The 21,465-nt window shown below is 74.0% G+C and carries 22 protein-coding genes; 11 read left to right on the forward strand and 11 right to left on the reverse strand.

Features of this window, described 5'->3' with window-relative positions:
• Nucleotides 1–98: 98 nt before the first annotated feature.
• From D7I43_RS17310 to D7I43_RS17320, 3 genes are all read right to left on the reverse strand, one after another.
• Nucleotides 99–473 carry a RidA family protein gene (locus D7I43_RS17310; protein ID WP_120329741.1) on the reverse strand — a complete coding sequence of 125 codons (375 nt, stop codon included), beginning with the start codon at nucleotides 471–473 and terminating at the stop codon, nucleotides 99–101.
• A gap of 121 nt (nucleotides 474–594) precedes the next feature.
• Complete coding sequence (gene mgrA, locus D7I43_RS17315) at nucleotides 595–1,626, reverse strand: L-glyceraldehyde 3-phosphate reductase (protein WP_204985228.1); 1,032 nt, start codon at nucleotides 1,624–1,626, stop codon at nucleotides 595–597.
• Between the two features lie 69 nt (nucleotides 1,627–1,695).
• Nucleotides 1,696–2,550 (reverse strand): aldo/keto reductase, encoded by an 855-nt coding sequence (locus D7I43_RS17320; RefSeq protein WP_120329565.1) that lies wholly within the window; start codon nucleotides 2,548–2,550, stop codon nucleotides 1,696–1,698.
• Nucleotides 2,551–2,668: 118 nt separating this feature from the next.
• Here D7I43_RS17320 and D7I43_RS17325 point away from each other — a divergent pair, with 118 nt between their 5' ends.
• Entirely contained in the window at nucleotides 2,669–3,550 is an 882-nt protein-coding gene (locus D7I43_RS17325; protein ID WP_120329566.1) for a LysR family transcriptional regulator, read from the forward strand.
• A 38-nt stretch (nucleotides 3,551–3,588) separates the two neighbouring features.
• Here D7I43_RS17325 and D7I43_RS17330 read toward each other — a convergent pair whose 3' ends face one another.
• A complete protein-coding gene (locus tag D7I43_RS17330; protein WP_120329567.1) occupies nucleotides 3,589–4,362 on the reverse strand; it encodes a MerR family transcriptional regulator in 774 nt (257 codons plus the stop codon).
• A gap of 124 nt (nucleotides 4,363–4,486) precedes the next feature.
• Between D7I43_RS17330 and D7I43_RS17335 the strand changes: the two genes are divergently transcribed.
• From D7I43_RS17335 to D7I43_RS17350, 4 genes are all read left to right on the forward strand, one after another.
• A complete protein-coding gene (locus tag D7I43_RS17335; protein WP_120329568.1) occupies nucleotides 4,487–4,885 on the forward strand; it encodes a helix-turn-helix domain-containing protein in 399 nt (132 codons plus the stop codon).
• A 35-nt stretch (nucleotides 4,886–4,920) separates the two neighbouring features.
• The gene (locus D7I43_RS17340) at nucleotides 4,921–5,340 is read left to right on the forward strand and encodes a VOC family protein (protein ID WP_120329569.1); all 420 of its coding nucleotides are present in this window, start codon (nucleotides 4,921–4,923) and stop codon (nucleotides 5,338–5,340) included.
• Between the two features lie 13 nt (nucleotides 5,341–5,353).
• The gene (locus tag D7I43_RS17345; RefSeq protein WP_120329570.1) at nucleotides 5,354–6,022 is read left to right on the forward strand and encodes a DUF998 domain-containing protein; all 669 of its coding nucleotides are present in this window, start codon (nucleotides 5,354–5,356) and stop codon (nucleotides 6,020–6,022) included.
• An 86-nt stretch (nucleotides 6,023–6,108) separates the two neighbouring features.
• On the forward strand, nucleotides 6,109–6,879 hold the full coding sequence (locus D7I43_RS17350; protein ID WP_120329571.1) for an enoyl-CoA hydratase/isomerase family protein: 771 nt from the start codon (nucleotides 6,109–6,111) through the stop codon (nucleotides 6,877–6,879).
• A 75-nt stretch (nucleotides 6,880–6,954) separates the two neighbouring features.
• Here D7I43_RS17350 and D7I43_RS17355 read toward each other — a convergent pair whose 3' ends face one another.
• Both D7I43_RS17355 and D7I43_RS17360 read right to left on the reverse strand, forming a co-directional pair.
• Nucleotides 6,955–8,484, reverse strand: coding sequence for an FAD-dependent oxidoreductase (locus tag D7I43_RS17355; RefSeq protein ID WP_120329572.1), 1,530 nt, complete (start codon nucleotides 8,482–8,484; stop codon nucleotides 6,955–6,957).
• Nucleotides 8,485–8,537: 53 nt separating this feature from the next.
• A complete protein-coding gene (locus tag D7I43_RS17360) occupies nucleotides 8,538–9,044 on the reverse strand; it encodes an MSMEG_6728 family protein (RefSeq protein ID WP_120329573.1) in 507 nt (168 codons plus the stop codon).
• A gap of 94 nt (nucleotides 9,045–9,138) precedes the next feature.
• Between D7I43_RS17360 and D7I43_RS17365 the strand changes: the two genes are divergently transcribed.
• On the forward strand, nucleotides 9,139–11,040 hold the full coding sequence (locus tag D7I43_RS17365; RefSeq protein WP_120329574.1) for an NAD-binding protein: 1,902 nt from the start codon (nucleotides 9,139–9,141) through the stop codon (nucleotides 11,038–11,040).
• Between the two features lie 88 nt (nucleotides 11,041–11,128).
• Here D7I43_RS17365 and D7I43_RS17370 read toward each other — a convergent pair whose 3' ends face one another.
• Nucleotides 11,129–12,406 carry an APC family permease gene (locus D7I43_RS17370; RefSeq protein WP_120329575.1) on the reverse strand — a complete coding sequence of 426 codons (1,278 nt, stop codon included), beginning with the start codon at nucleotides 12,404–12,406 and terminating at the stop codon, nucleotides 11,129–11,131.
• 11 nt (nucleotides 12,407–12,417) lie between these two features.
• Nucleotides 12,418–13,185: a phosphatase PAP2 family protein gene (locus tag D7I43_RS17375; RefSeq protein ID WP_120329576.1), complete on the reverse strand. Its 768-nt coding sequence runs from the start codon at nucleotides 13,183–13,185 to the stop codon at nucleotides 12,418–12,420.
• A gap of 68 nt (nucleotides 13,186–13,253) precedes the next feature.
• Here D7I43_RS17375 and D7I43_RS17380 point away from each other — a divergent pair, with 68 nt between their 5' ends.
• The gene (locus D7I43_RS17380; RefSeq protein WP_120329577.1) at nucleotides 13,254–14,477 is read left to right on the forward strand and encodes a DUF4032 domain-containing protein; all 1,224 of its coding nucleotides are present in this window, start codon (nucleotides 13,254–13,256) and stop codon (nucleotides 14,475–14,477) included.
• Nucleotides 14,478–14,481: 4 nt separating this feature from the next.
• Here the strand turns inward: D7I43_RS17380 and nagA are convergent, their stop codons facing one another.
• The 3 genes from nagA to D7I43_RS17395 are packed head-to-tail and all read right to left on the reverse strand — an operon-like array spanning nucleotide 14,482 to nucleotide 17,515.
• Nucleotides 14,482–15,591, reverse strand: a complete 1,110-nt coding sequence (nagA, locus tag D7I43_RS17385) for an N-acetylglucosamine-6-phosphate deacetylase (RefSeq protein ID WP_120329578.1) — start codon at nucleotides 15,589–15,591, stop codon at nucleotides 14,482–14,484.
• A complete protein-coding gene (locus D7I43_RS17390; protein ID WP_120329579.1) occupies nucleotides 15,588–16,529 on the reverse strand; it encodes an ROK family protein in 942 nt (313 codons plus the stop codon). The genes nagA and D7I43_RS17390 overlap by 4 nt, the downstream gene beginning before the upstream one ends.
• A gap of 56 nt (nucleotides 16,530–16,585) precedes the next feature.
• Nucleotides 16,586–17,515, reverse strand: a complete 930-nt coding sequence (locus D7I43_RS17395) for an SIS domain-containing protein (RefSeq protein WP_120329580.1) — start codon at nucleotides 17,513–17,515, stop codon at nucleotides 16,586–16,588.
• Nucleotides 17,516–17,714: 199 nt separating this feature from the next.
• Between D7I43_RS17395 and D7I43_RS17400 the strand changes: the two genes are divergently transcribed.
• The 4 genes from D7I43_RS17400 (at nucleotide 17,715) to D7I43_RS17415 (ending at nucleotide 21,230) form a co-directional block, all read left to right on the forward strand.
• Complete coding sequence (locus tag D7I43_RS17400; RefSeq protein WP_120329581.1) at nucleotides 17,715–18,500, forward strand: DeoR/GlpR family DNA-binding transcription regulator; 786 nt, start codon at nucleotides 17,715–17,717, stop codon at nucleotides 18,498–18,500.
• Nucleotides 18,501–18,588: 88 nt separating this feature from the next.
• A complete protein-coding gene (locus tag D7I43_RS17405) occupies nucleotides 18,589–19,599 on the forward strand; it encodes an ATP-binding cassette domain-containing protein (RefSeq protein WP_120329582.1) in 1,011 nt (336 codons plus the stop codon).
• Nucleotides 19,596–20,612, forward strand: coding sequence for an ABC transporter permease subunit (locus D7I43_RS17410; protein ID WP_120329743.1), 1,017 nt, complete (start codon nucleotides 19,596–19,598; stop codon nucleotides 20,610–20,612). Before D7I43_RS17405 ends, D7I43_RS17410 begins: the two co-directional genes overlap by 4 nt.
• 156 nt (nucleotides 20,613–20,768) lie before the next feature.
• Entirely contained in the window at nucleotides 20,769–21,230 is a 462-nt protein-coding gene (locus D7I43_RS17415) for a DUF3263 domain-containing protein (protein WP_120329583.1), read from the forward strand.
• Nucleotides 21,231–21,465 lie beyond the last annotated feature (235 nt).

The raw sequence follows: 21,465 nt of genomic DNA on the forward strand, positions 1-21,465 counted from the left end.
TCGACCCTCGCCGACCGGCACTCTGACCTGGTCAGCGGGGAGGTATCTGGCCATCCACGGGGAGATCCCTGGCCACCAGCGGGGCGACATATGGCCGCCTACGGGGAGTATTCACTGGCCGCCGACAGACCTGCCACCTGGACGAGCGAGCTGGTCGGCGGCCGTTCCACGTTGACGAACTCGTCCCGTACCGCGCGTACGGTCGCCAGCGCGGAGGTGTCGACGACGTAGATGGTGAGCTTGAAGACGTCGCCCCACGTCGCGCCCGCGGCCGTGAGGGCCAAGCCGACGTTCTGCATCGCCTGGCGTGTCTGGGCCTCCCAGTCGCCAGCGGGCGCAGGGGTGCCATCGGCGGCGATCGGCACCTGACCCGACGTCCAGACCAGCCGGTGGCCTGGACCGATGGTGGCGGCGTGGCTGTACCCGTTGGGCTGTGGGAGCGTCGGCGGCGTGGTGAATTCGACGTCGGCCATGGCGATCACCCTAGGTCGGCGGCTGGCACCGATCCGGGCCGGCCACCGTGGCGGCCGACCGAAGGGCCACGGCGGCCGGCCGAACCGGACGCGGTCGGCCGGCGGGACGGGACGCGGCTGGTCAGGCCGAACTCGACGTAGCCCAGAGGTTGATCCCCGACTCGGTGGCGTACCTGTCGATCTCGGTCAGCTCCTCGTCGGTGAACGTGGGCTTCTCCAGCGCCGCCACGTTCGCCTCCAACTGGGCGACGCTGCTCGCGCCGAGCACCGTCGAGGTCATCCGCGCGTCGCGCAGCGTCCAGGCGATCGCCATCTGGGCGAGGCTCTGTCCGCGCCGGGCGGCGATGGCGTTCAGGGCCCGGATCTTGCCCAGGTTCTCGTCGGTCAGCCACTCCGGGAACAGCGAGCTCTGCGCGCGGGCTCGCGAGTCGGCGGGCACCCCGTCGAGGTAGCGGTCGGTCAGCATGCCCTGGGCCAGGGGCGAGAAGCCGATGCAGCCCACGCCCTCCCGCTCCAGCACGTCGAGCAGGCCATCCTCGATCCAGCGGTTCAGCATCGAGTACGACGGCTGGTGGATCAGCAGGGGCGTGCCGAGGTCGCGGAGGATCTTCGCCGCCTCGGCGGTGCGGGCCGGCGAGTACGACGAGATGCCGACATAGAGCGCCTTGCCGGCGCGGACGGCCGCGTCCAGCGCACCCATGGTCTCTTCCAGCGGGGTGTCCGGGTCGAAGCGGTGGGAGTAGAAGATGTCGACGTACTCCAGGCCCATCCGGCGCAGCGACTGGTCCAGCGACGCCGTCAGGTACTTGCGGGAGCCCCACTCCCCGTACGGGCCGGGCCACATGTCGTACCCGGCCTTCGTGGAGATGACCAGCTCGTCGCGGTACGGGCGGAAGTCGCCGGCCAGGATCCGGCCGAAGTTCTCCTCGGCCGACCCGTACGGCGGGCCGTAGTTGTTGGCCAGGTCGAAGTGGGTGATGCCCAGGTCGAAGGCGCGGCGCAGGATGGCCCGCTGGGTCTCCAGGGGCCGGTTGCCGCCGAAGTTGTGCCAGAGCCCGAGCGAGACGGCGGGCAGCTTCAGGCCGCTGCGGCCGCACCGGCGGTACTCCATGCTGCCGTACCGTTCCGGCGCGGCGACGTACGTGCTGTCCACTGCTCTCCTTCGTCTGGGTCGGGGGCGGTGGCGGCGCGGCGCCACCGCCCCCGTTCGGCGGGTCGGGGCTCAGCCGAGGCTGGCGAGTTCGTCGGCGGTGAGGGTGAGCTCGGGCGCCTGGGCCGAGTCGCGGATGGTCTCCGGGCGGCTGGCGCCGGGGATCGGGATGACCACCGGGGACTTGGCCAGCTGCCAGGCGAGGCAGACCCGCTGCGGGCTGACCCCGTGGCGCTCGGCGATCGCCGCGAAGGCGGCGGCGTGCCCGCCCAACTGGTCGGCGCGGCCGATGCCGCCCAGCGGGGACCACGGCAGGAACGCGATGCCGAGCTGGTCGCACAGCTCCAGTTCCGGCTCGGAGGAGCGGAAGGCCGGCGAGAACTGGTTCTGCACTGACACCAGCCGGCCGCCGAGGATCTCCTGGGCCTCGCGGATCTGGTCCGGGTCGGCGTTCGAGATGCCGGCCATGCGGATCTTGCCCTCGTCGAGCAGGTCGCGGATGGCGCCGATGGATTCGGCGTACGGCACCTTCGGGTCCGGGCGGTGGTGCTGGTAGAGGCCGATGGCGTCCACGCCGAGCCGCTTGAGCGACGCCTCACACGCCCGCTTCAGGTACTCGGGGGAGCCGTTGATCGTCCAACTGCCGTCGCCCGGCCGCAGGTGCCCGCCCTTCGTGGCGACCAGCACGTGCGACGTGTCGCCGCCGTAGGTGGCCAGCGCCCTGGCGATGAGCGACTCGTTGTGGCCCACCTCGTCGGCGTGCAGGTGGTACGCGTCGGCGGTGTCGATCAGGTTGATCCCGGCGTCCAGCGCGGCGTGGATCGTACGGATCGAGCGCTCCTCGTCCGGCCGGCCCTCGATGGACATCGGCATGCCACCGAGACCGATCGCGCTCACCTGAACGTCGCCGATGCGGCGGCTTTGCATGGCACGAACCTCCTCGTCACGGGGCCGCCCTCGCGGCGCCCGCTCCAGCCTTCAACGGGACGGCCCCCGCCGTCCAACAGCAGAAACCGCTCAGATTCAGCACCTAGACTGCTCAGTCGTGGAACTGCGGCACCTTGAGTACTTCGTGGCCGTCGCCGAGGAGCGGCACTTCACCCGAGCGGCGGAGCGGATGCGCGTGGCGCAGTCCGGATTATCCGCTTCCATCCGTGCCCTGGAGCGGGATCTCGACGCCGAGCTCTTCGTGCGCAGCACCCGCCGGGTCGAGCTGACCGACGCGGGGCGGGCCCTGCTCGCCGAGGCGCACCGGACGCTCGCCAGCGCCGCGGCGGCCCGCGACGCCGTGGCCGCCGTGCGAGGGCTGTTGCGGGGTAGCCTCACCGTCGGCACCGAGCAGTGCCTCGGCGTCATCGACCTGCCCCCGCTGCTGGCCGCGTTCCGCCGGGCGCATCCCGGCGTGGAGATCCGGCTGCGCCACGCCGGCTCGGGACACGTTGTCGAGCAGATCCGGCTGGGCCGGCTCAACGTGGGGTTCGTGGCGCTCCCCGGCCCCGCCCCGGACGGCGTACGGCTCGTGCCGCTGGCCGCCGAGCGGATGGTGCTGCTCTGCCACCCCGGGCACCCGCTCGCCGAGCGGGACACCGTCGACGTGGCCGCGCTCGCCGGCGAGGACTTCGTCGACTTCAGCGCCGACTGGGGCGCCCGGCGCGTCAACGACCAGACGTTCGCGCAGGTCGAGCGCCGGATCTCGGTCGAGGTCAACGACGTGCACACCCTGCTGGACTTCGTCCACCAGGATCTCGGCGTGGCCCTCGTGCCGGCCCCGGTGACCCGCAAGGCGCACGCCAAGGGGCTGCACGTGGCGACGCTCGCGGCGGAGGACGCGCCGGCGTGGCAGGTCTCGATCGCCGTGCCGACGGCCGCGCCGCCCGGCCCGGCCACCGTCGAGCTGCTGCGGATGGCCGGGGCCGGGCAGGTCTGACCGGCGCGGTGGACATCGGCCCGCCGGCCGACCCGCGGTCAGCCCGCCTCGACGGCGAGCCGGGCCCGGCGCAGGTACTCCACGGCGCCGACGAGGTCCTCGGCGGGCCACGGCATCCGCTGGCTGATCTCCTCGCGGTGGTCGTCCCAGAAACGGCGCGCCGACGCCTGTTCCCGTGGTCCGTCGGTGCCGAGCAGCGCGCCCAGGGCGCTCCACCGGCCGGCCAGCTCGCGTACGGCCGGGTCGGTCACCGGCGTCCCGGCGCGGTGGTGCCGGATGGCCTCCGCGATCAGGGTGCCCGCCTCGGCGCGGGCGGCGTCCACGGCCTCGGTGCCCAGGGCGTCGCGGCGCTCGGCGAGCCGGTCACGCTGGTCCTCGGTGAAGTACCGCTCGTACATCGACATCGTCTCCAGGGTCGTGAGGAACCGTTCGGGCTGCGGCACGTCCTCGGCGTCCAGCTGTGCCACCAGCTCGCCGAGCTGGGATTCCAGCCGGGCGAGCCGCGCGACCTGGGCCCGTACCTCGCCCAGCTGCGCGGTGAGGAGCCGCCGCAGGGCCGCCGGTTCCCCGTCGGTGCGGTCGAGCACCCCGGCGATCTCCGGCAGTGACAGGCCGAGCTGGCGCAGCGCGCGGACGCGGTACAGCCGCCGTACGTCGGCCGCCGTGTACCGGCGGTGCCCCCGCGCGGACCGCTCGCCCGGCGAGACCAGGCCGAGCGCGTCGTAGTGGTGCAGTGTGCGGACCGTGAGGCCCGTCGCGCGGGCCAGCTCGCCCACGCTCCACCGCTGCCCGACCTCGTGCCGACCACCCATGCGGCCACGCTATGACCTGCCGTTACGTCAGGAGCAAGCCCGCGGCCGGCACCGGCCCGGCCGTCCGTCGAGCCGGCCGGGTCCGGGGACTAGCCTGTCGGGTGACGGCACGCGGAGGGGACCGATGAGCAGGGCGGTCGAGGAATCCAACCGGGCGATGCTGCGCGCCCGGGACGCCATGGACCGGGCGTACGCCGACCCGCTGGACATCCCCGCGCTGGCCCGCATCGCCCACGTGTCCGAGGCGCACTTCATCCGCACGTTCCGCGCCACGTTCGGCGAGACCCCGCACCGCTACCTCCAGCGGCGGCGGGTCGAGCGGGCCATGTACCTGCTCGTGCAGACCGAGCAGGACATCACCGACATCTGCTTCGCCGTCGGGTTCAGCAGCCTCGGCACGTTCAGCCGCACGTTCCGGCAGATCGTCGGGGAGTCCCCGACGGAGTACCGCAGGCGCAAGGTGCCGGCGAACGTGCCGACCTGCTTCACGAAGGCCTGGACCAGACCCAGCAGTTTTGGATAAGCAGCAGGTCGGGGCGGCCCTCTAGCGTCTTGGGCATGACGATGAACGCACTGACCCGCTCCCAGATCTACGTCCTCGACCAGGACGAGGCGCTCGACTTCTACGTCGGCAAGCTCGGCTTCGAGGTGAACACCGACGTCGACCTCGGCTTCATGCGGTGGCTCACGGTGAACGTCCCGGGCGACCGGGACCGCGAGATCCTGCTGGAGAAGCCCGGCCCGCCGGCGCTCGACCCGGCCACCGCCGAGCAGGTCCGCGAGCTGCTGACCAAGGGCGCCATGGGGGGCTGGCTCTCCATCACGACCGACGACGCGCACAAGACGTACGAGACGCTGGTCGCCAAGGGCGTCGAGATCACCGACGAGCCGACCGAGCGGCCGTACGGGATCGACTTCGGCATCCGCGACCCGTTCGGAAACAAGATCCGCATCGGCCAGATGCGGCAGCAGGGCTGAGGAGGGCGGACCGGTGACCAAGGCGATGACGTTCCCCCTCGCGCGCCCGGCCGAGGCCGTCGGCCGGGACCGGCTCCTGCTGGTCGGGGGCATGCTGGCGGGCCCGATCTTCGTCGGGTCCGCGCTCGTCCAGGGTTTCACCCGGGACGGCTTCGACTTCCGTCGCCACCCGGTGAGCGTGCTGAGCACGGGTGAGCTGGGCTGGATCCAGATCCTCACGTTCCTGGTCACCGGTCTGCTCGCCATCGGCGCCGCGCGGGCGCTCACGCGGGTCGCGCCCGACGGCACCGTCTGGCTGCCGCGGCTGTTCACCCTCTACGGGATCGGGCTGGTGGGCGCCGGCGTCTTCAGCGCCGACCCGGGCGACGGGTTCCCCGCCGGCACCCCCCGCGGTCCGGGGCAGATCAGCTGGCACGGTGGACTGCACTTCCTCGCGGCGGCGGTCGCCTTCGTCTCGCTGATCGTGGCCGCCGTGCTGCTGGCCCGCCGATCGGCGCGGTCGGGCGACCGTGTCCGCGCCGGGCTGAGCCTGGCCGTCGGCGCCTACTTCGCGGTGGCCTGGATCGCCATGATCGTGGCGCCGGGGCCGGTGACCATGGTCGGCTTCGGGGTCGCCGTGACGGCCGGCTGGGTCTGGGTGACGGCGGTCCTCGCCCAGGTCGTGCGGACCGGCCGGAGCTGACACCGGCATCGTCGGAGCCCGGCGGCCACCCCGTGCGGTGGCCGCCGGGCCCGCGCCGTTAGGGTCACCGGCACCGGGCGAGGAGGGTGACGGTGGCGGACGCGGAACTCGTCGTCGAGGTGGCCGGGCCGGTGGCGACGGTGGTCATCCGTAACCCGGCACGGCGCAACGCCATGACCCCGGCCATGTGGCGGCAGCTCCCGCCGCTGCTCGACGAACTCGAGACCGACCCGGCGGTCCGCGCGTTGGTGCTCACCGGCGCGGGCGACACGTTCTGCGCCGGCGCCGACCTCACCGACCTCGACGTACTGCTGGCCGCCGGCGACGGGAGCATCGCGGTCGTCGCCGAGGAGCGGTTGGCGGCCTTCGCCAAGCCGACCGTCGCGGCCGTACGCGGCGCGTGCGTCGGCGGCGGATGCCAGCTCGCGGCCGCCTGCGACCTGCGGATCGCCACCGCCGACGCGCGGTTCGGCGTGCCGCCCGCCCGGCTCGGCATCGTCTACCCCGCACCGACCACGCGGCGGCTGGCCCGGCTCGTGGGGCCGTCCGCCGCGAAGCACCTGCTGTTCACGGCCGAGCTGATCGACGCCGAGCGGGCCCTGCGGATCGGCCTGGTCGACGAGGTGGTCGCCGGCGAGCGGCTCACCGACCGCGTAGAGGAGATCACCTCGATGATCGCCGCGCGCTCACCGATCAGCGTCACGGCCGCCAAGGAGATCGTCGACGGCCGCGCCGACCCGGACCGGATCGCCCACTGGCACCGGACGGCGCGGGAGAGCGGCGAGGCGCGGGAGGGCGTCGCGGCCGTCCGGGAACGGCGTACGCCCCGCTTCGCCTGGACGCCGCCGGCCGACTGAGCGAGCCGGGGCCGGCGTCCGCCGGACGTACCGGTCACCGTCGCGTGACGTGCCGGCGCTCCCCGGCCCGCCCGGTCACCGTCGCTTCGCGAGCAGGCCGCGCGGACGCACCGAGCGCACCGGCTCGGCGGCCCCACCCTCGGCGCGCAGGATGTGGTTGGCGGCGATGATCCCGGTGGCCGCCGCGCGTTCCATCAACGCGCTGGGGATGCCCGCGGTGATGCCGTCACCGGCCAGCAGGAGGCCCGCCGCGTCGGTGTGTACCCCCGGCCGTGCGGCGTGGCTGCCCGGGGTGAAGGCCGGCGCCCGCGCCTCCACCCGCGCGCGCAGCTCGCGGACCCGCAGCCCGGCCACCTCCGGCCAGAGGGCCGCCAGCTCGGCGCGCATCCGCTCCGCCAGCTCCGCGGCGGGCACGCCCGGTTCGCAGGCGTACGCGTGCAGCTCCACCACGCTGCCGCCGGTGCGCTCGGCCCACCGGCGGGGTTCCCGCTCCAGCCGGTGGTAGAGCGTCACCGAGTCCAGCGTGGACTGGCGGGAGACCCCGCTGAAGACCGCCCGGTCGGGGCGTACGTCCCCGTCGAACCAGTAGCGGGACACCGCGTACGGCGGGCCGGGCGTGCCGAACGCGGGCATCCGGGCCACCAGCCGCGGGGCGTGCGCGGCGAGGCCGGGGGAGGCGTCGACGAGCGCGGCGAGGGCCGGCGGGTCGACGGCCAGCACGACGTACGGGGCGTCGTACGCCGCGCCGTCGCCGCCCACGACCCGCCAGCCGCCGTCGGTGCGGTGCAGCGCGGCGGCCGGCGTCCCGGTGAGCACCCGCCCGCCGTGCCGCTCGACGTGCTGGGTCAGCGGCGCCCAGATCGCCGTCGCGTAGTCCTCGTCCGGCGCGTCGAAGGCCAGCCCCTCCCCGTTTCCGAGGAGGTAGAAGTGGAACTGCGCGACCAGTTCGGCGGCCGACATCTCGGCCTCGTGGTTGAAGAACGAGTGCGAGAAGACCTCGAAGAGCATCGCGCGGGCCCGGTCCGGCAGCCGCAGCGAGTCGAGCAGTTCGTCGGCGGTCCTCGCGTCGAGGTCGGCGTAGGTGCGCACCGGATGGTAGGTGAGCAGCGGCAGGGCCGCGTCGCGGTCCATGCGCCGCAGGTCCGCGAGGCGCAGGCTCGGGCTGCGCGCCAGCAGGGCGAGCAGGTTCAGGGGAGGCGCGGCCGGCAGGTCGCCGAACTCCTCGGTCGGCCACCGCGCCGACAGGATCGGATAGCCCGGCACGGGCCGCAGGAAGCCCAGGGCCGGGTCGATCCGCCGGAGGATTGCCCGCCAGTTGTAGTACTGCCGGAAGAACGCGTGGAAGCCGTGCTCCACCTGTTGCGTCCCGTCGGCGAGCCGCTCCGGCCAGGCGCCCAGCCGCCCGCCGAGCGACTTGGCCGCCTCCAGCACCGTGACCCGTACGCCCCGCTCGGCGAGCACCACGGCCGCCGACATGCCGGCGACCCCGCCGCCCACCACGACCGCCGCGACCGGATGCGGCACCCGCGACGCGCCACCGCCGCCGGGGTCGACCGTGTGCGGCCGTACGCCGAGGAGCCGACCGACCAGACGGGACAGCGCCATGGCGGACCTCCTCCGGCCGGCACACAAGGGAGTGCCCTCATTAACGCATGACGTCAGGAGGGGTCTCTTCCGTTCGCCTCGGCCGTGAGGCAGCGGCGCTCGCGGTCCGAGGCGGGCCAGACGTACTCGAGGTCGGGCGGCACGTCGCCGAAGAGGGGGCGGTAGTGCGCGGGGTCCTTCCGCACGAGGGAGGACCGGTGGCTGAGGTGCAGGTCCTCCCGGCCCAGCCAGGGCGGCAGCTCACCGGCGGCGGCCAGCTCCTCCTGCGTACGGACGGTCTGGACGCCGCACGCCGCGGCGAGGTCCCGGGTCATGGTGGCGGCGCAGGTGTCCGCCCGACCGGGTTCGGACCAGACGGCGCACATGTCCAGTCCGTACCGGGTCAACGCCTCCTCGTACCCGGCCCACATCTTCACGGCGGGGTGGTTGCGCCACCCGTACGTCGGCCAGGTCAGCCCGCGCAGGACCTGGATGGTCTCCACCCGTTGCTTGCCCAGCCGCTTCTGGTCCAGCGCCCGGGCGCTGGCCAGGAAGTCCGGGTACGGGAGGAAGGTCTGCATGCGGCTGCTCTACCCGCCGGTCCGGGCCCCATGCCTGGCCTGGGACGAACCGGCAGGTCTCGCTCAGCGTGGTCGTCGTGATTACGATCCGGGCATGGGGGAGCCGTGGCGGGACCGGGCACGTCGGGCGGTCGAGTGGAACTGGCGGCTCCGACCAGCGGGCGATCCGCGCCCGCACTACGTCGTCTGCGGGCGTGACTCGCTGGCCTACTACGTGGCCAAGGCCCTGCTGGAGAGCGACCTCCCCGCCGGCGGTGCGCGCGTGACCGTCGTGGTGCCGGAGCGGCACCGCTCCAACGGTGCCGACGTGGCGACGCTCAAGGGCGTCCGGGTGGTCCGCTCGGACCGGCTCGACGAGGCGACGTTCCGGGCCGCCAACCTGCCCGGGGCGGCCGGGGTGGCCCTGCTCGACCAGGACGACGTGGGCAATTTGCACGCCGCGCTCTGCGCGCAGGCGGTCGACAGGCACGTCCGCCAGGTGCTGCGGATGTTCAACGGCACCCTCGCCGACGGCGTCCGTACGCTGCTCAAGGCTCCCGTCGAGGTGCTCTCCGACGCGGAGATGGCCGCGCCGGCGTTCGTCGCGGCGGCGCTCGGCGAGGTCGACCCGACGCACTTCCAGCACCGGGGCCGCACGCTGCGGCTGGCGCGCCGGGCCGACGTACGCGAGCAGGACGTGGTCTGCGGGCTGGCCGACCAGAGCGACCCGCAGCGGATGGTGCTGCTCCCGGCCGACCCGTCCACGGCCGACCTGGTGCTCGCCGAGGCGACCGGCCAGCCACCCGGCACCGAGGTCGCGGCGCGGCGGCTCGTCCGGGCGCGGCGCCGGCGCCGGCCCGTCGCCGTGCTGCTGCGGGCGGTCCGGGGCTTCGCCACCCGCAAGATCGGCATCGCCATGATGTTCGTGCTCGCCGTGGTCGTGCTGCTCGGGGCGCTGATCGCGCAGGCCGGGGACGTCTCGCCCGCCGAGGCGCTCTACCTCACCCTGGTCACCACGCTGAGCGGCGCCGACCCGGACACCGAGCAGTCGGCGTACGAGCAGGTCATGCAGGTGGTGCTGAACCTCGCCGGGCTGGCGCTGATCCCGCTCATCACCGCCGTCGTGGTCGACGGGATCGTCAACGCCCGGCTGGCCCTGCACACCGGCCGGCTCCAGCCGCACCGCTCGGGGCACGTCGTGGTGGTCGGTCTCGGCAACGTGGGCACGCGGGTCATGGCCCAGCTGCGCGAGTACGACGTCGAGGTCGTGGCCATCGACAAGAACCCGGAGCCGCGCGGCGGCACCCTGGCCCGGCAGTTGGAGGTGCCGCTCATCGTCGGCGACGCCGCCCAGCCGGAGACGCTGGAGGCCGCCTCGGTGGCCGACTGCCAGGCACTGGTGATCGTCTCCACGGACGACGTGGCGAACCTGGAGGCGGCCCTCGCCGCCCGGGACATCCGCGCGGACCTGCGGGTGGTGCTGCGGCTGTTCGAGAACGACTTCGCCGAGCGGGTCGAGGAGGCGTTCAACCTCGGCGTCTCCCGGTCGGTCTCCTACCTGGCGGCACCCGCCTTCACGGGCGCGTTGACCGAGCGGGCCGTGATCGCCACGATCCCGGTCGGCCGGCACGCGCTGCCGGTGGCCGAGGTGCCCGTGGCGGCCGGCTCCGAGCTGGACGGGCGCCCGCTCGGCGCCGTGTCCCGCGACGGCCAGGTACGCCTCATCGCCCGTACGCCGGCCGGGGGCGGGCGGACGATCTGGTGGCGGGACCTCGACCCACGGCAGGTGATCTTCGCGGGCGACCGGCTGACCGTGGTCGCCCGCCGGGCCGGGCTGGACTGGCTGACCCGGCAGTGCGCGCCGCCGGTGCCCCATCCGACCCTGCCCGTGCAGCCGGGCGGCGACCAGCCGGACGCGACGCCCCGCAACGGCGGCAACGGCAGCAACGGCGGACCCCCGAAGGCCAGTCCGGACGACGACACCCCCGGCCGCCACCCCGCACTCCCGAACAGCTGACCGCGCGCCGCGCCCCGGGGTCAGCCAGCCCCGTCGATCATGAAGTTACTGCCGCGACACGCCGTCGACGAGGGCAATAACCTCATGATCACCGGGGCGGGTGGGACCGGGAGGGCCGGCCGGGTGGATGGGACCGCGAGGCGCGGAGGGCGTAGCCGGCCGCGCCGGCTGCCAGCACCGCGAAGCCGGCGATCACGCTGCTCGCGGGCAGGTTGACGGCGAGCAGCAGGCAGCCGGCCAGCCCCAGCGCGGCGAGCACCTGCACCGGCAGTTTCCGGCGGGGATCCCGGCCGAGGGTCAACGCCGCCGCGTTGGTGATCGCGTAGTAGACCAGCACCGTGCAGCTGGAGAAGCCGATGGCGTGGCGGACGTCGCCGAGCGACACCACGACGACCACCACGGCGGCGACGGCCAGTTCGGCGCGGTGGGGCACCCGGTACCGGGGGTGGACGGCGGCGAGGGCGCCCGGCACGTCCCGGCGGCGGGCCATCGCGAGCAGGGTGCGCCCCACCCCGGCGAGCAGGGAGAGCAGCACCCCGGTCACCGCGACGGTGGCGCCGGCCCGCACCACCCACGCCAGCCCGGGCAGCCCGGCGGCGGCCACCACGTCGGCGAGCGGCGCGGCGGAGTTGGCCAGCCGGTCGCTGCCGAGCACGCCGAGGGCGACCACGGCGAGGACCAGGTAGATCGCGAGCACCAGGCCGAGCGCGAGGGGCACCGCGCGGGGGATCGTGCGCTCCGGGTCGCGGACCTCCTCGCCCAGCGTGGCGATCCGGGCGTACCCCGCGAAGGCGAAGAAGAGCAGGCCGGCGGCCGTGAGCACGCCCCGGCCGGAGCCGCCGGGGTCGCCCAGCCGGTCCAGTTCGACCGGCCCGCCGGCCAGACCGGTGACGGCGACGAGCGCCAGCACCGCGAGCACCAGCGCCACCAGGATCTTCGTGGCGGTGGCGGTCCGGCCGATGCCGCGCAGGTTCACGGCCGTCACCGCGAGCACCGCGGCCACCGCCACCACCCGCGCGTGTCCCGGCCAGAGGTACGCCCCGATGGTCAGCGCCATCGCCGCGCAGCTCGCCGTCTTGCCGGCCACGAAGCCCCAACCGGCCAGGAAACCGGCGAACGGCCCGAGGCGTTCCCGCCCGTACACGTACGTGCCGCCGGACTCCGGGTAGCGGGCGGCCAGCCGGGCGGAGCTGGTCGCGTTGCAGAACGCGATGAATCCGGCCAGCACGAGGGCGGGGAGCAGCCCGGCGCCGCCGGCCGCCGCGGCGGCCGGGCCGAACACGACGAAGACGCCCGCGCCGAGCATCGACCCGAGCCCGATGACCACGGCGTCGGGTACGCCCAACCGGCGTTCGAGCTGGTTCACGTCGGGTCAGGCTACGGGCCGGAGGTGAACAGCCGGGTACGGGCCGATCCGGGCAGGCGGGCCGGCAGGGGTACGTCGTCCCACGGCACCCGGTGCAGCAGCCGGTCGAGGAGGAGGCCGAGCAGCAGACCGGCCACCGAGTCGGTGAGCCAGTGCCAGCCGAGGTAGGTGGTGGTGGTCAGGACGATCAACGGCGGCAGCACCCGGACGGCGAGGACCAGCCGGGGCGGGATCGTGCGCCCGTAGGTGCGCAGCAGCGGGGCGAGCAGCAGCGCGAGCATGCCGTACCAGACGATCGCGTTGGCCACGTGCCCGGACGGGTACGACTGCGCGAAGCGCAGCGGCAGGTCCTCCTGGAAGAGCGGGAGGGTCTGGTCGGGCGGGAGGAACGGCTTCTTCACGCTGGCGCTCGGCGCTGGCCGGGCGGTCCACACCTTCAGCGGCCCGATGGTCAGGTACGTGAGCACGAACGCCGCGAGCGGCGGCAGGACCGGCCGGACCGAGCGGACGCGGACGGCCAGCAGCACCCCGAGACCGACCGCGATCAGGGTCAGCGGCGTGCCCTGGCCGAGCAGGTTCAACACGCGGGCCACCCAGTACGCGGCCGCCGGCCGGTGCTCCTGCGCCCAGTCCGCCACCGCCCGGTCGACGCCGAAGAGCTGGTGGGTGACGAGCGCCACGGTCAGCCCGACCAGCGCGGCGAGCAGCAGCGCGTCGTACCACCAGCCGGCGGGCCGCACCGGGCGCGGCCGCACGCGTACCACCGGGGTCTCTCGCACCCGACCACGCTACCGGGTGCCGCTGTGGGCCCAGCCACGATGGGAAGCGCTCGGGGGCGACGCTTGTCATGCTTGTCTCCGTGCGGATCACGTCTGCCCTCGTGGACCCGGCGCTGCTCGACCTGCCGTGGTCGACTCCGCTGGAGGAGTGGCCTGCCCAGCACCTGGTGGCGCTGCCGCAGGGCATCTCCCGGCACATCGTCCGCTTCGTCCGGCTCGGCGACTACGTGTACGCCGTGAAGGAGACCGCCGAGCGGGTCGCGGAGCGGGAGTACGACCTGCTCCGCGCGCTGGAGCGGATCGACTTCCCGGCGGTGGAGGCGGTGGCGATCGTCGCCGACCGGCAGAGCGACGACGGCGAGCCGCTGGACCCGGTGCTGATCACCCGGCACCTGCAGTTCTCGCTGCCCTACCGGGCGCTGTTCTCGCACACCCTGCGGCCCGAGACGATGAACCGGCTGCTCGACGCGCTCGCCGCGCTGCTGGTCCGGATGCACCTCACCGGCTTCTTCTGGGGCGACTGCTCGCTGTCGAACACGCTGTTCCGCCGGGACGCCGGCGCGTTCGCGGCGTACCTCGTCGACGCCGAGACGGGCGCGCTGCACCGGTCGCTCTCCAATGGACAGCGCAACGAGGACCTGGAGATCGCGCGGGTCAACATCTTCGGTGAGGCGCTGGACCTGGAGGCCGCGGGGCTGCTGCACCCGTCGATCGACCCGGAGAAGGTCAGCGAGGAGGTCGTGCAGCGGTACGAGCGGCTCTGGCACGAGATCACCTACGAGCAGCAGGTCGAGCGGGACGCCCGGCACGACATCGACACCCGGATCCGCCGCCTCAACGAGCTCGGGTTCGACGTCGCCGAGATCGCCGTGTCGACCATCGACGACGGGCGTTACCTGGTGCGCCCGAAGGTGGTCGACGCCGGCTACCACAGCCGGCGGCTGCTGCGCCTCACCGGCCTGGACGCCGAGGAGAACCAGGCGCGCAAGCTCCTCAACGACCTGGACGCGTACCGGGCCGAGAGCGACCTCACGGACGAGCAGCAGGCCGCGCACCGCTGGCTGACCGAGGTCTTCGAGCCGGTGGTCCGCGCCGTGCCCGCGCACCTGCGCCGCAAGCTGGAGCCGCAGGAGCTGTTCACGCAGATCATCGAGCACAAGTGGCTGCTCTCCGAGCGCGCCGGCCGGGACGTCGGCATGGCGCCGGCCGTGCAGTCGTACCTGTCGGAGGTGCTGGTGCACCGGCCCGACGAGCAGGCGGTGCTCGGCGTGGAGATCCCCACCGCCGGCTGACGCGTCACTCCTGCCAGGCGCCGGCGCGCAGCACACGCACCACGTTGAGGTCGTCGTCCAGCACCACGAGGTCGGCGCGCAGGCCCACCTGGAGGGCGCCCAGCCGGTCGCCGAGACCGATGGCGCGGGCCGGGGTGGTGGCGACCATCCGGGCCGCGTCCGCCATGGGGATCCCGGCGGCGACCGCGTGCCGCAGCGCCGCGTCCATGGTGAGCGTGCTGCCGGCGATGGCGCCGTCGCGGCTCAGCCGGGCCACGCCGTCGCTGACCATCACGGCCTGGCCGCCCAGCTCGTACTCGCCGTCGGGCATGCCGGCGGCGGCCATCGCGTCGGTGACCAGCGCGGCCCGTTCCGGACCGGCCACCGAGGTGGCGAACGTGAGCATCCCGTCGTGCAGGTGCACCCCGTCGGCCACCAGCTCGCAGATGACGTTCGGCGCCTCCAGCAGCGCCACGACCGGGCCCGGCTCGCGGTGGTGCACCGGCCGCATCCCGTTGAACAGGTGGGTGGCGACGCTCGCGCCGGCCGCCACGGCGGCGCGGGTCTCGTCGTACGTGGCGTCGGTGTGACCCACGGCGGCGACGACCCGGTGCGCGGTGAGCAGCTTGACGGCCTCCAGCGCGCCGTCCCGCTCGGGCGCGAGCGTGACCATCCGGATGGCGTCGCCGCCCAGCTCGATGAGCTCGGCCAGTTCGTCGGTGGAGGGGTCGCGCAGGTGTTCGGGGTTCTGCGCGCCGCAGCGGGCCGTCGAGAGGTACGGCCCCTCGAAGTGGATGCCGGCCAGCACCCCCTCGTCCACGAGCGGGCGGAACGCGGCGGTGGCCGCCCGCATCAGCGCGAACGGCGAGCTGACGAGGCTGGCCAGCAGCGTGGTCGTACCGTGCCGCAGGTGGAAGGCGGCCGCCTCCCGGGCCTGGTCGGCGTCCCCGGTGGTGAAGGTGTGGCCGCCGCCGCCGTGGGTGTGCATGTCCACGAAGCCGGGGAGGATCCAGTGCCCGTCGCGGATCGACGGGTACTCGGCCACCGCGGTGATCCGGTCGCCGTCCCACTCGACGCAGCCCTGCCGGATGACTCCGGTCGGGGTCACCACCTTGCCGCTCACCCGCTGGGTCATCGCGTCTCCATGGTTCTCGGGACGCCGAGGGCGTCGAGTGCGAGCAGGGCGGCGCCGAGGCAGCCGGCCTCGTCGCCGAGGGCCGCCGCGACCAGCCGCGGCTCCCGGTGGAAGGTCATCCGTTCGTGCAGCGCCGCCCGGAGCGGGCCGAGCAGCCGCTCACCGGCCTGCGCGAGCCCGCCGCCGACCACGATCGTGGCGACGTCGAAGAGGGCCTGCCCGCTGGCCAGCCCGTCGGCGAGCGCCTCGACGGTCTCGGTCCAGACCTGCGCCGCGAGCGGCTCGCCGGCGGCGGCCCGCTCGGCCACGTCGGCGGCGGTGGCGGGCGTCCCGGCGAGTTCGGCGTACCGGCGGCCGACCGCGGAGGCGGAGGCGACCGCTTCGAGGCACCCGGGCCGGCCGCAGCCGCAGCGCGGGCCACCCGGGCGGACCAGGATGTGCCCGATCTCCCCGGCGGCGCCGTGTGCGCCGACGCTCGCGGAACCGTCGACCACGTGCGCGGCCGCGATCCCGGTCCCGATGGCCACGAAGAGGACGTGCCCGGCGCCCCGTCCCGCGCCGAGCCGGGCCTCGGCGAGACCGCCGGCGCGTACGTCGTGCCCGATCGCGGTGGGCAGGCCGAGCCGCGTCACCGCGAGGTGCCGCAGCGGTACGTCGCGGAAGCCGACGTTCGCCGACCAGACGGCGACGCCGCGTGCCTCGTCGACGATCCCCGGTACGGCGATGCCGAGCGCGACCGGGGTGCGGCCGTCGGCGCGTGCCTTGGCGGCGAGCCCGTCGGCGACGTCGAGGATGGTGTCGACCACGGCCGCCGGTCCGCGTCCCGCGTCGGTGGGATGCCGTTCGGTGTGCACGGTGGCGCCGTCCGGGCCGACCAGGGCGCACTTCATGCCGGTGCCGCCCACGTCCACGGCCACGACGACGTCACCGCCGCCCACCCTCCCGTTTTCCGGCGGCGCGACCGCCGCACCGCCGTGGCGGATGGTGCGATCGCTCACGTGAGCACCACGGACCGGGTCAGGTGCCGGGGCGCGTCCGGGTCGAGGCCCCGGCTGGTGGCGAGCGCCACCGCGAACCGCTGGGCCAGGATCAGGTCGGCCATCGGGTCCACGGGGGTGCGGCCCGCCGCCCAACTGCCCAGCACCGTCCGGCAGCCGTGGGTACGGCTGTGGACGAAGGCGGCGCCGGTGGCGGTGACGTTCTCGACGAGGCCCTCGGGAAGCGTGCCGAACGCCCAGACGAGCCGTCCGGGGGCGGCGATCGAGATCGGGCCGTGCCGGTAGTCCATGGCCGGGTACGCCTCGGCCCAGAACGTGGCGGCCTCGCGGCACTTGAGCGCGGCCTCCTGGGCCAGGCCGACCGTCCATCCCCGACCGAGGAAGGTGACCTGCTCGATGCGGGTCGGCTCGATCGGCAGCGGGGCGCGGACGGCCACCTCGGCGTCCGCGGCCAGCGTCTCCACGTTCTCGCCGAGGTGCGCGCGCAGCAGGGCCAGCGCGGTCGTCGCGAAGCGGGTCTGCACCACCGAGCGCTCGTCGGCGAAGGAGAGCGTCACGGTGGCGTCGGCGAGCCGCACGGCGGGCGTCTCCGGGTCACCCACGAGGACGGTCGTCGGCACGTGTCCGCGCAGCGCGCGGAGCAGGTCGACCACCTCGGTGGTGGTGCCGGATCGCGTGATGGCGACCAGCCGGTCGTAGCGCCGCCCGGCCGGGAACTCGGAGGCCTGGAAGGCGTCCGTCTCGCCCTGGCCGGCCTGCTCGCGCAGGGCCGCGTACGCCATGGCCATGAACCACGACGTGCCGCACCCGACGACGGCGACCCGCTCGCCGGGTCGGGGCAGGTCGGCGCGGACGCCGGCGGCGAGTTCGGCCGCCCTGCGCCAGCAGTCGGGCTGGCTCGCGATCTCCGCGTCCACGTACGCCATGAGGACTCCTCGCAGCAGGCGGCCGTGCGCAATACGGCTCGATTTACCCGGCTTTCGCGCGCCATTCTGCGCGAACGGGGGTGCTCGTGGCAACCGATGGGCCGATCGAGCAGGTCGATGTTTTGCGTCCTCGTAGTTTCGCGCACTAGTGTGCACGCAATCAATCACCAATCGTGCAGTCGCTGGGAGGGCCCGCGCGGTGGACCGGTACGCCAGATGGAACGCGCTGCTCGAGATGCTGACCGACAGCGGCCGCGTCAGCGTCGAGGAGGCGGCCGAGCGGCTGAGCGTCTCCCAGGCGACCATCCGGCGCGACTTCGACCAGCTCGCCCAGCAGCAGATGATCACGCGTACGCGGGGCGGCGCCGTGGCCAACGGGGTCTCGTACGACCTGCCGTTGCGCTACAAGACGGCCAAGCACTCGGCCGAGAAGCAACGGATCGGCACGGCCGCCGCGGCGCTCGTCTCGCCCGGCACCGTGGTCGGCCTCAACGGCGGCACCACCAGCACCGAGGTGGCCCGGGCCCTGGCCGTGCGTCCCGACCTGAACACCAGCGCCGAGGGCGCCCAGCTGACCGTGGTGACCAACGCGCTGAACATCGCCAACGAACTGCTCGTCCGCTCGCGAATGAAGGTCGTGGTGGCCGGCGGCGTGGTCCGGCCGAAGTCCTTCGAACTGGTGGGCCCGCTGGGCGGGGCGCTGCTGCGCGAGGTAACCCTGGACGTCGCCCTGCTCGGTGTCGACGCCATCGATCCGCAGCTCGGCGCCGCCGCCCACCACGAGGGTGAGGCGGCCATGAACAGCCTCATGGTGGCCCGCGCCAAGCGGGTGGTGATCATCGCGGACTCGTCCAAGCTGGGCGGTCACGCCTTCGCCCGCATCTGCTCCGTTGACCGGGTGGAGACCCTGGTCACCGACTCCGGCGCGAATCCCGAGGTGGTGGCGGCGTTCCGCGCCGCCGGGGTGCACGTCATCTGCGCCTGAGCGGCGCGTCGTGCATACCGGGTATTGAGCCGAGGTGCATACCGCGTATGGTGTCGGCTGTCACGCCCACCATCGGGGGAGGTGCAGCTTGCCAGCTGTCCTGGAGATCGAAGGTCTACGGAAGACCTACAAGAGCCGCCGGCGCGGGACCCGCAACGCGCTGGACGGCTTCGACATGCGGGTGGAGGCCGGGCAGGTGCACGGCTTCCTGGGTCCGAACGGGTCCGGCAAGACGACGACCCTGCGGACGCTGCTCGGCCTCATCCGGCCCAACGCCGGCCGGATGCGGATCCTCGGTCAGGAGGTGCCGGAGGCCCTGCCGGTCGTCGCCGGGCAGGTCGGCGCCATCGTCGAGAGCCCGCAGTTCTTCCCGCACTTCACGGCCCGGGACACGCTGTCGCTGCTGGCGTCCGCCGGTGACGTGCCGGCCACCCGCGTCGACGAGGTGCTGGAACTCGTCGGGCTGCGTGACCGGGCGGGCGAGCGGGTCAAGACGTACTCGCTCGGCATGAAGCAGCGCCTGGCCGTCGCCTCGGCGCTGCTCAAGAACCCGAAGCTGCTGATCCTCGACGAGCCGGCCAACGGCCTCGACCCGGGCGGCATCCGCGAGATGCGTACGCTGATGCGCACCCTCGCCGAGTCCGGCATGACCGTCGTGCTCTCCAGCCACATCCTCGGCGAGATCCAGCTGATCTGCGACTCGGTCACGATCATCTCGCTGGGCCGCCGGGTGGCCTTCGGCCCCGTCGACGAGGTGCTCGCCCAGCACTCCTCCGGCGCGGTGCGCGTACGCCTGGAGGCCGCCGCCGACCTGCCGGCCGCCACCGAGGTGCTCACGCGGGCCGGGGTCCGCGTCACCGGGCAGGCGGACCACCTGATGCTCGCCGGCGTCGACAAGCCGGCCGCGGTCACCCGGCTCCTCGCCGAGCAGGGCCTCTACGTGAGCGAGCTGACGCCCGTCACCGTCGACCTGGAGAGCGTCTTCCTCGAACTGACCGCCACGGCGCCGGTGCCCGGCCAGCACCGGCAGGTCGACCAGTCCACGAAGGTCGGTGGGCCGGAGCAGTCCGGCGCCGCCGGAGGGAGGTGGGGGGCGTGAGCCTCTACCGTACGGAGCTGCGCCGGCTCGTCAAGCGGCGCTTCACCCGCTACATGACGCTCCTCGGCCTGCTCGTGCTGCTCGCCGTCGTGGTCGGGACGTTCCTCACGAACGAGAAGCTGGACGCCGACGCCATCGCCCGCGCCGAGCGTCAGGCCGAGCAGTCGTACCAGGAGCAGGTGCGCTGGACCGCGCAGGAGAAGGCGGCCTGCGAGGCGGCCAAGGCGGCCGGTACGGCCGACGACGGCCGCTACCCCGACGACTGCTCGGTGATCAGCCCGCCGCCCCGCGAGGCGATCGAGACCTCGTGGTTCCTCCCGTCGACGTTCGACTTCCGCGAGAGCTTCGCCGAGACGCTGATCCCGTTCGCCGGCATCCTCGCGCTGGTCGGCTTCGTCATCGGCGCGTCCTTCGTGGGCGCCGAGTGGAGCACCGGCGGGATGATGAACCTCCTGCTGTGGCGGCCACCGCGGTTGACCGTCCTGCTGACCAAACTCGCGGCGCTGCTCACCGGGCTGCTCACGGTGACCCTGGCCGCCGCGGTGGCCTGGTTCGCCGGGTTCTGGCTGGTCGCCACGTTCCGCGGGAACACGGAGAAGATGACGGCCGGGGTGTGGCAGTCGTTCACCCTCACCGGGCTGCGCGCCGTGGCGCTGGTGCTCGCCGTCACGGCGGTGGGCTTCGCCCTGGCCTCGCTGGGACGGCACACCGCCATGGCGCTCGGCGGCGTCGTCGCCGTCATGGTCGTCGGTCAGTTCGGTCTCGGCATCCTGCTGGACATGGCCGGGGTGCGCTTCCCGGAGGCGTGGCTGCTGCCGACGTACGCGGTGGCCTGGATGCAGAAGAAGGTGACCCTGGAGGACTGGCAGTCCTGCAACGCCACGGTCTTCGGTGAGTGCAAGCCGGACACCTTCGACGTCACCTGGCAGCAGTCCTCGGTGCTCTTCGTGGTGGGCGTCGCGGTCATCCTCGGTGCGGCGCTCTGGGCGATGCGCCGGCGCGACATCTCCTGATCGTCCGGTCGCAACGGCGGGCCGTTCGGGGAGGGCGGCCCGCCGGGTGACCGGGCGGGCCCCGGCACGCCCGGATGCGGCTCGCGTCGCCCCTGGTTAGGCTGGGGTTCCCCCCGGTCGGCGTCGCGGTGCCGGCCCGTCCGTCCGAGGAGCGCCATGCAGTCCGCCGACGCCGCCCCGGCCGCCGAGCCGCCCGCCGGAGCGCCCGACGCCGCCACCCGGCCGCCGTCGTCGCGCGGGCGCACCGGGTCCGCGTCCGTGCCGCCGCCCCGCTCCGCGCCGGCGGCCGAGACCGTACGTGAGGACGGCGACCGGACGGCGGAGGAGACCGCGGGGCCCGGGACGGTACGCGAGGACGGCGACCGCGCGGCGCCGGCGGAGTCCGGCGCGGTCCTGACCGAGCGGGAACACGCCATCCTCGCCTTCGAGCGGCAGTGGTGGCGGCACGCCGGTGCGAAGGAACAGGCCATCCGGGACGCCTTCGGTCTCTCCGCCACCCGCTACTACCAACTGCTCAACGCGCTGCTCGACAACCCGGCGGCGCTCGCCGCCGAGCCGGTGCTCGTCGGCCGGCTGCGCCGGCTGCGCTCATCCCGCGCCCGCAACCGCCGCCGCTGAGGCCGTCGGCACCCGATCGGACCGCGACGGGCGCGGGCGCGCCCACGGCGACGGTTGCGAGGCTCGTCCACGGCCCGGGCGGACCACCCTCGTTGACCGGGTCCTGTCGACCTGCCCCGTATCTGGGGCACCGTCGTCGGCCGGGCGCCCGGTCACCACCGTCCCTCCCGCCCACCCACGCCGCGGTGGCGTATCCGCCGGCCCGCGCACCCTGTCGGAACCGTCCGCGGAGGGG

Origin of the sequence: Micromonospora globbae (assembly GCF_003610785.1) — a bacterium.
GTDB classification, from domain to species: domain Bacteria; phylum Actinomycetota; class Actinomycetes; order Mycobacteriales; family Micromonosporaceae; genus Micromonospora; species Micromonospora globbae.

Excerpts from the sequence above, each read along its gene's own strand:
- D7I43_RS17380 (WP_120329577.1), top strand. The coding sequence starts at position 13,254 with ATGCTTGTCTCCGTGCGGATCACGTCTGCCCTCGTGGACCCGGCGCTG.
- D7I43_RS17365 (WP_120329574.1), top strand. The coding sequence starts at position 9,139 with ATGGGGGAGCCGTGGCGGGACCGGGCACGTCGGGCGGTCGAGTGGAAC.
- D7I43_RS17355 (WP_120329572.1), bottom strand. The coding sequence starts at position 8,484 with ATGGCGCTGTCCCGTCTGGTCGGTCGGCTCCTCGGCGTACGGCCGCAC.
- nagA (WP_120329578.1), bottom strand. The coding sequence starts at position 15,591 with ATGACCCAGCGGGTGAGCGGCAAGGTGGTGACCCCGACCGGAGTCATC.
- D7I43_RS17395 (WP_120329580.1), bottom strand. The coding sequence starts at position 17,515 with ATGGCGTACGTGGACGCGGAGATCGCGAGCCAGCCCGACTGCTGGCGC.
- D7I43_RS17340 (WP_120329569.1), top strand. The coding sequence starts at position 4,921 with ATGACGATGAACGCACTGACCCGCTCCCAGATCTACGTCCTCGACCAG.
- D7I43_RS17320 (WP_120329565.1), bottom strand. The coding sequence starts at position 2,550 with ATGCAAAGCCGCCGCATCGGCGACGTTCAGGTGAGCGCGATCGGTCTC.
- D7I43_RS17360 (WP_120329573.1), bottom strand. The coding sequence starts at position 9,044 with ATGCAGACCTTCCTCCCGTACCCGGACTTCCTGGCCAGCGCCCGGGCG.
- D7I43_RS17310 (WP_120329741.1), bottom strand. The coding sequence starts at position 473 with ATGGCCGACGTCGAATTCACCACGCCGCCGACGCTCCCACAGCCCAAC.
- D7I43_RS17335 (WP_120329568.1), top strand. The coding sequence starts at position 4,487 with ATGAGCAGGGCGGTCGAGGAATCCAACCGGGCGATGCTGCGCGCCCGG.
- D7I43_RS17330 (WP_120329567.1), bottom strand. The coding sequence starts at position 4,362 with ATGGGTGGTCGGCACGAGGTCGGGCAGCGGTGGAGCGTGGGCGAGCTG.
- D7I43_RS17415 (WP_120329583.1), top strand. The coding sequence starts at position 20,769 with ATGCAGTCCGCCGACGCCGCCCCGGCCGCCGAGCCGCCCGCCGGAGCG.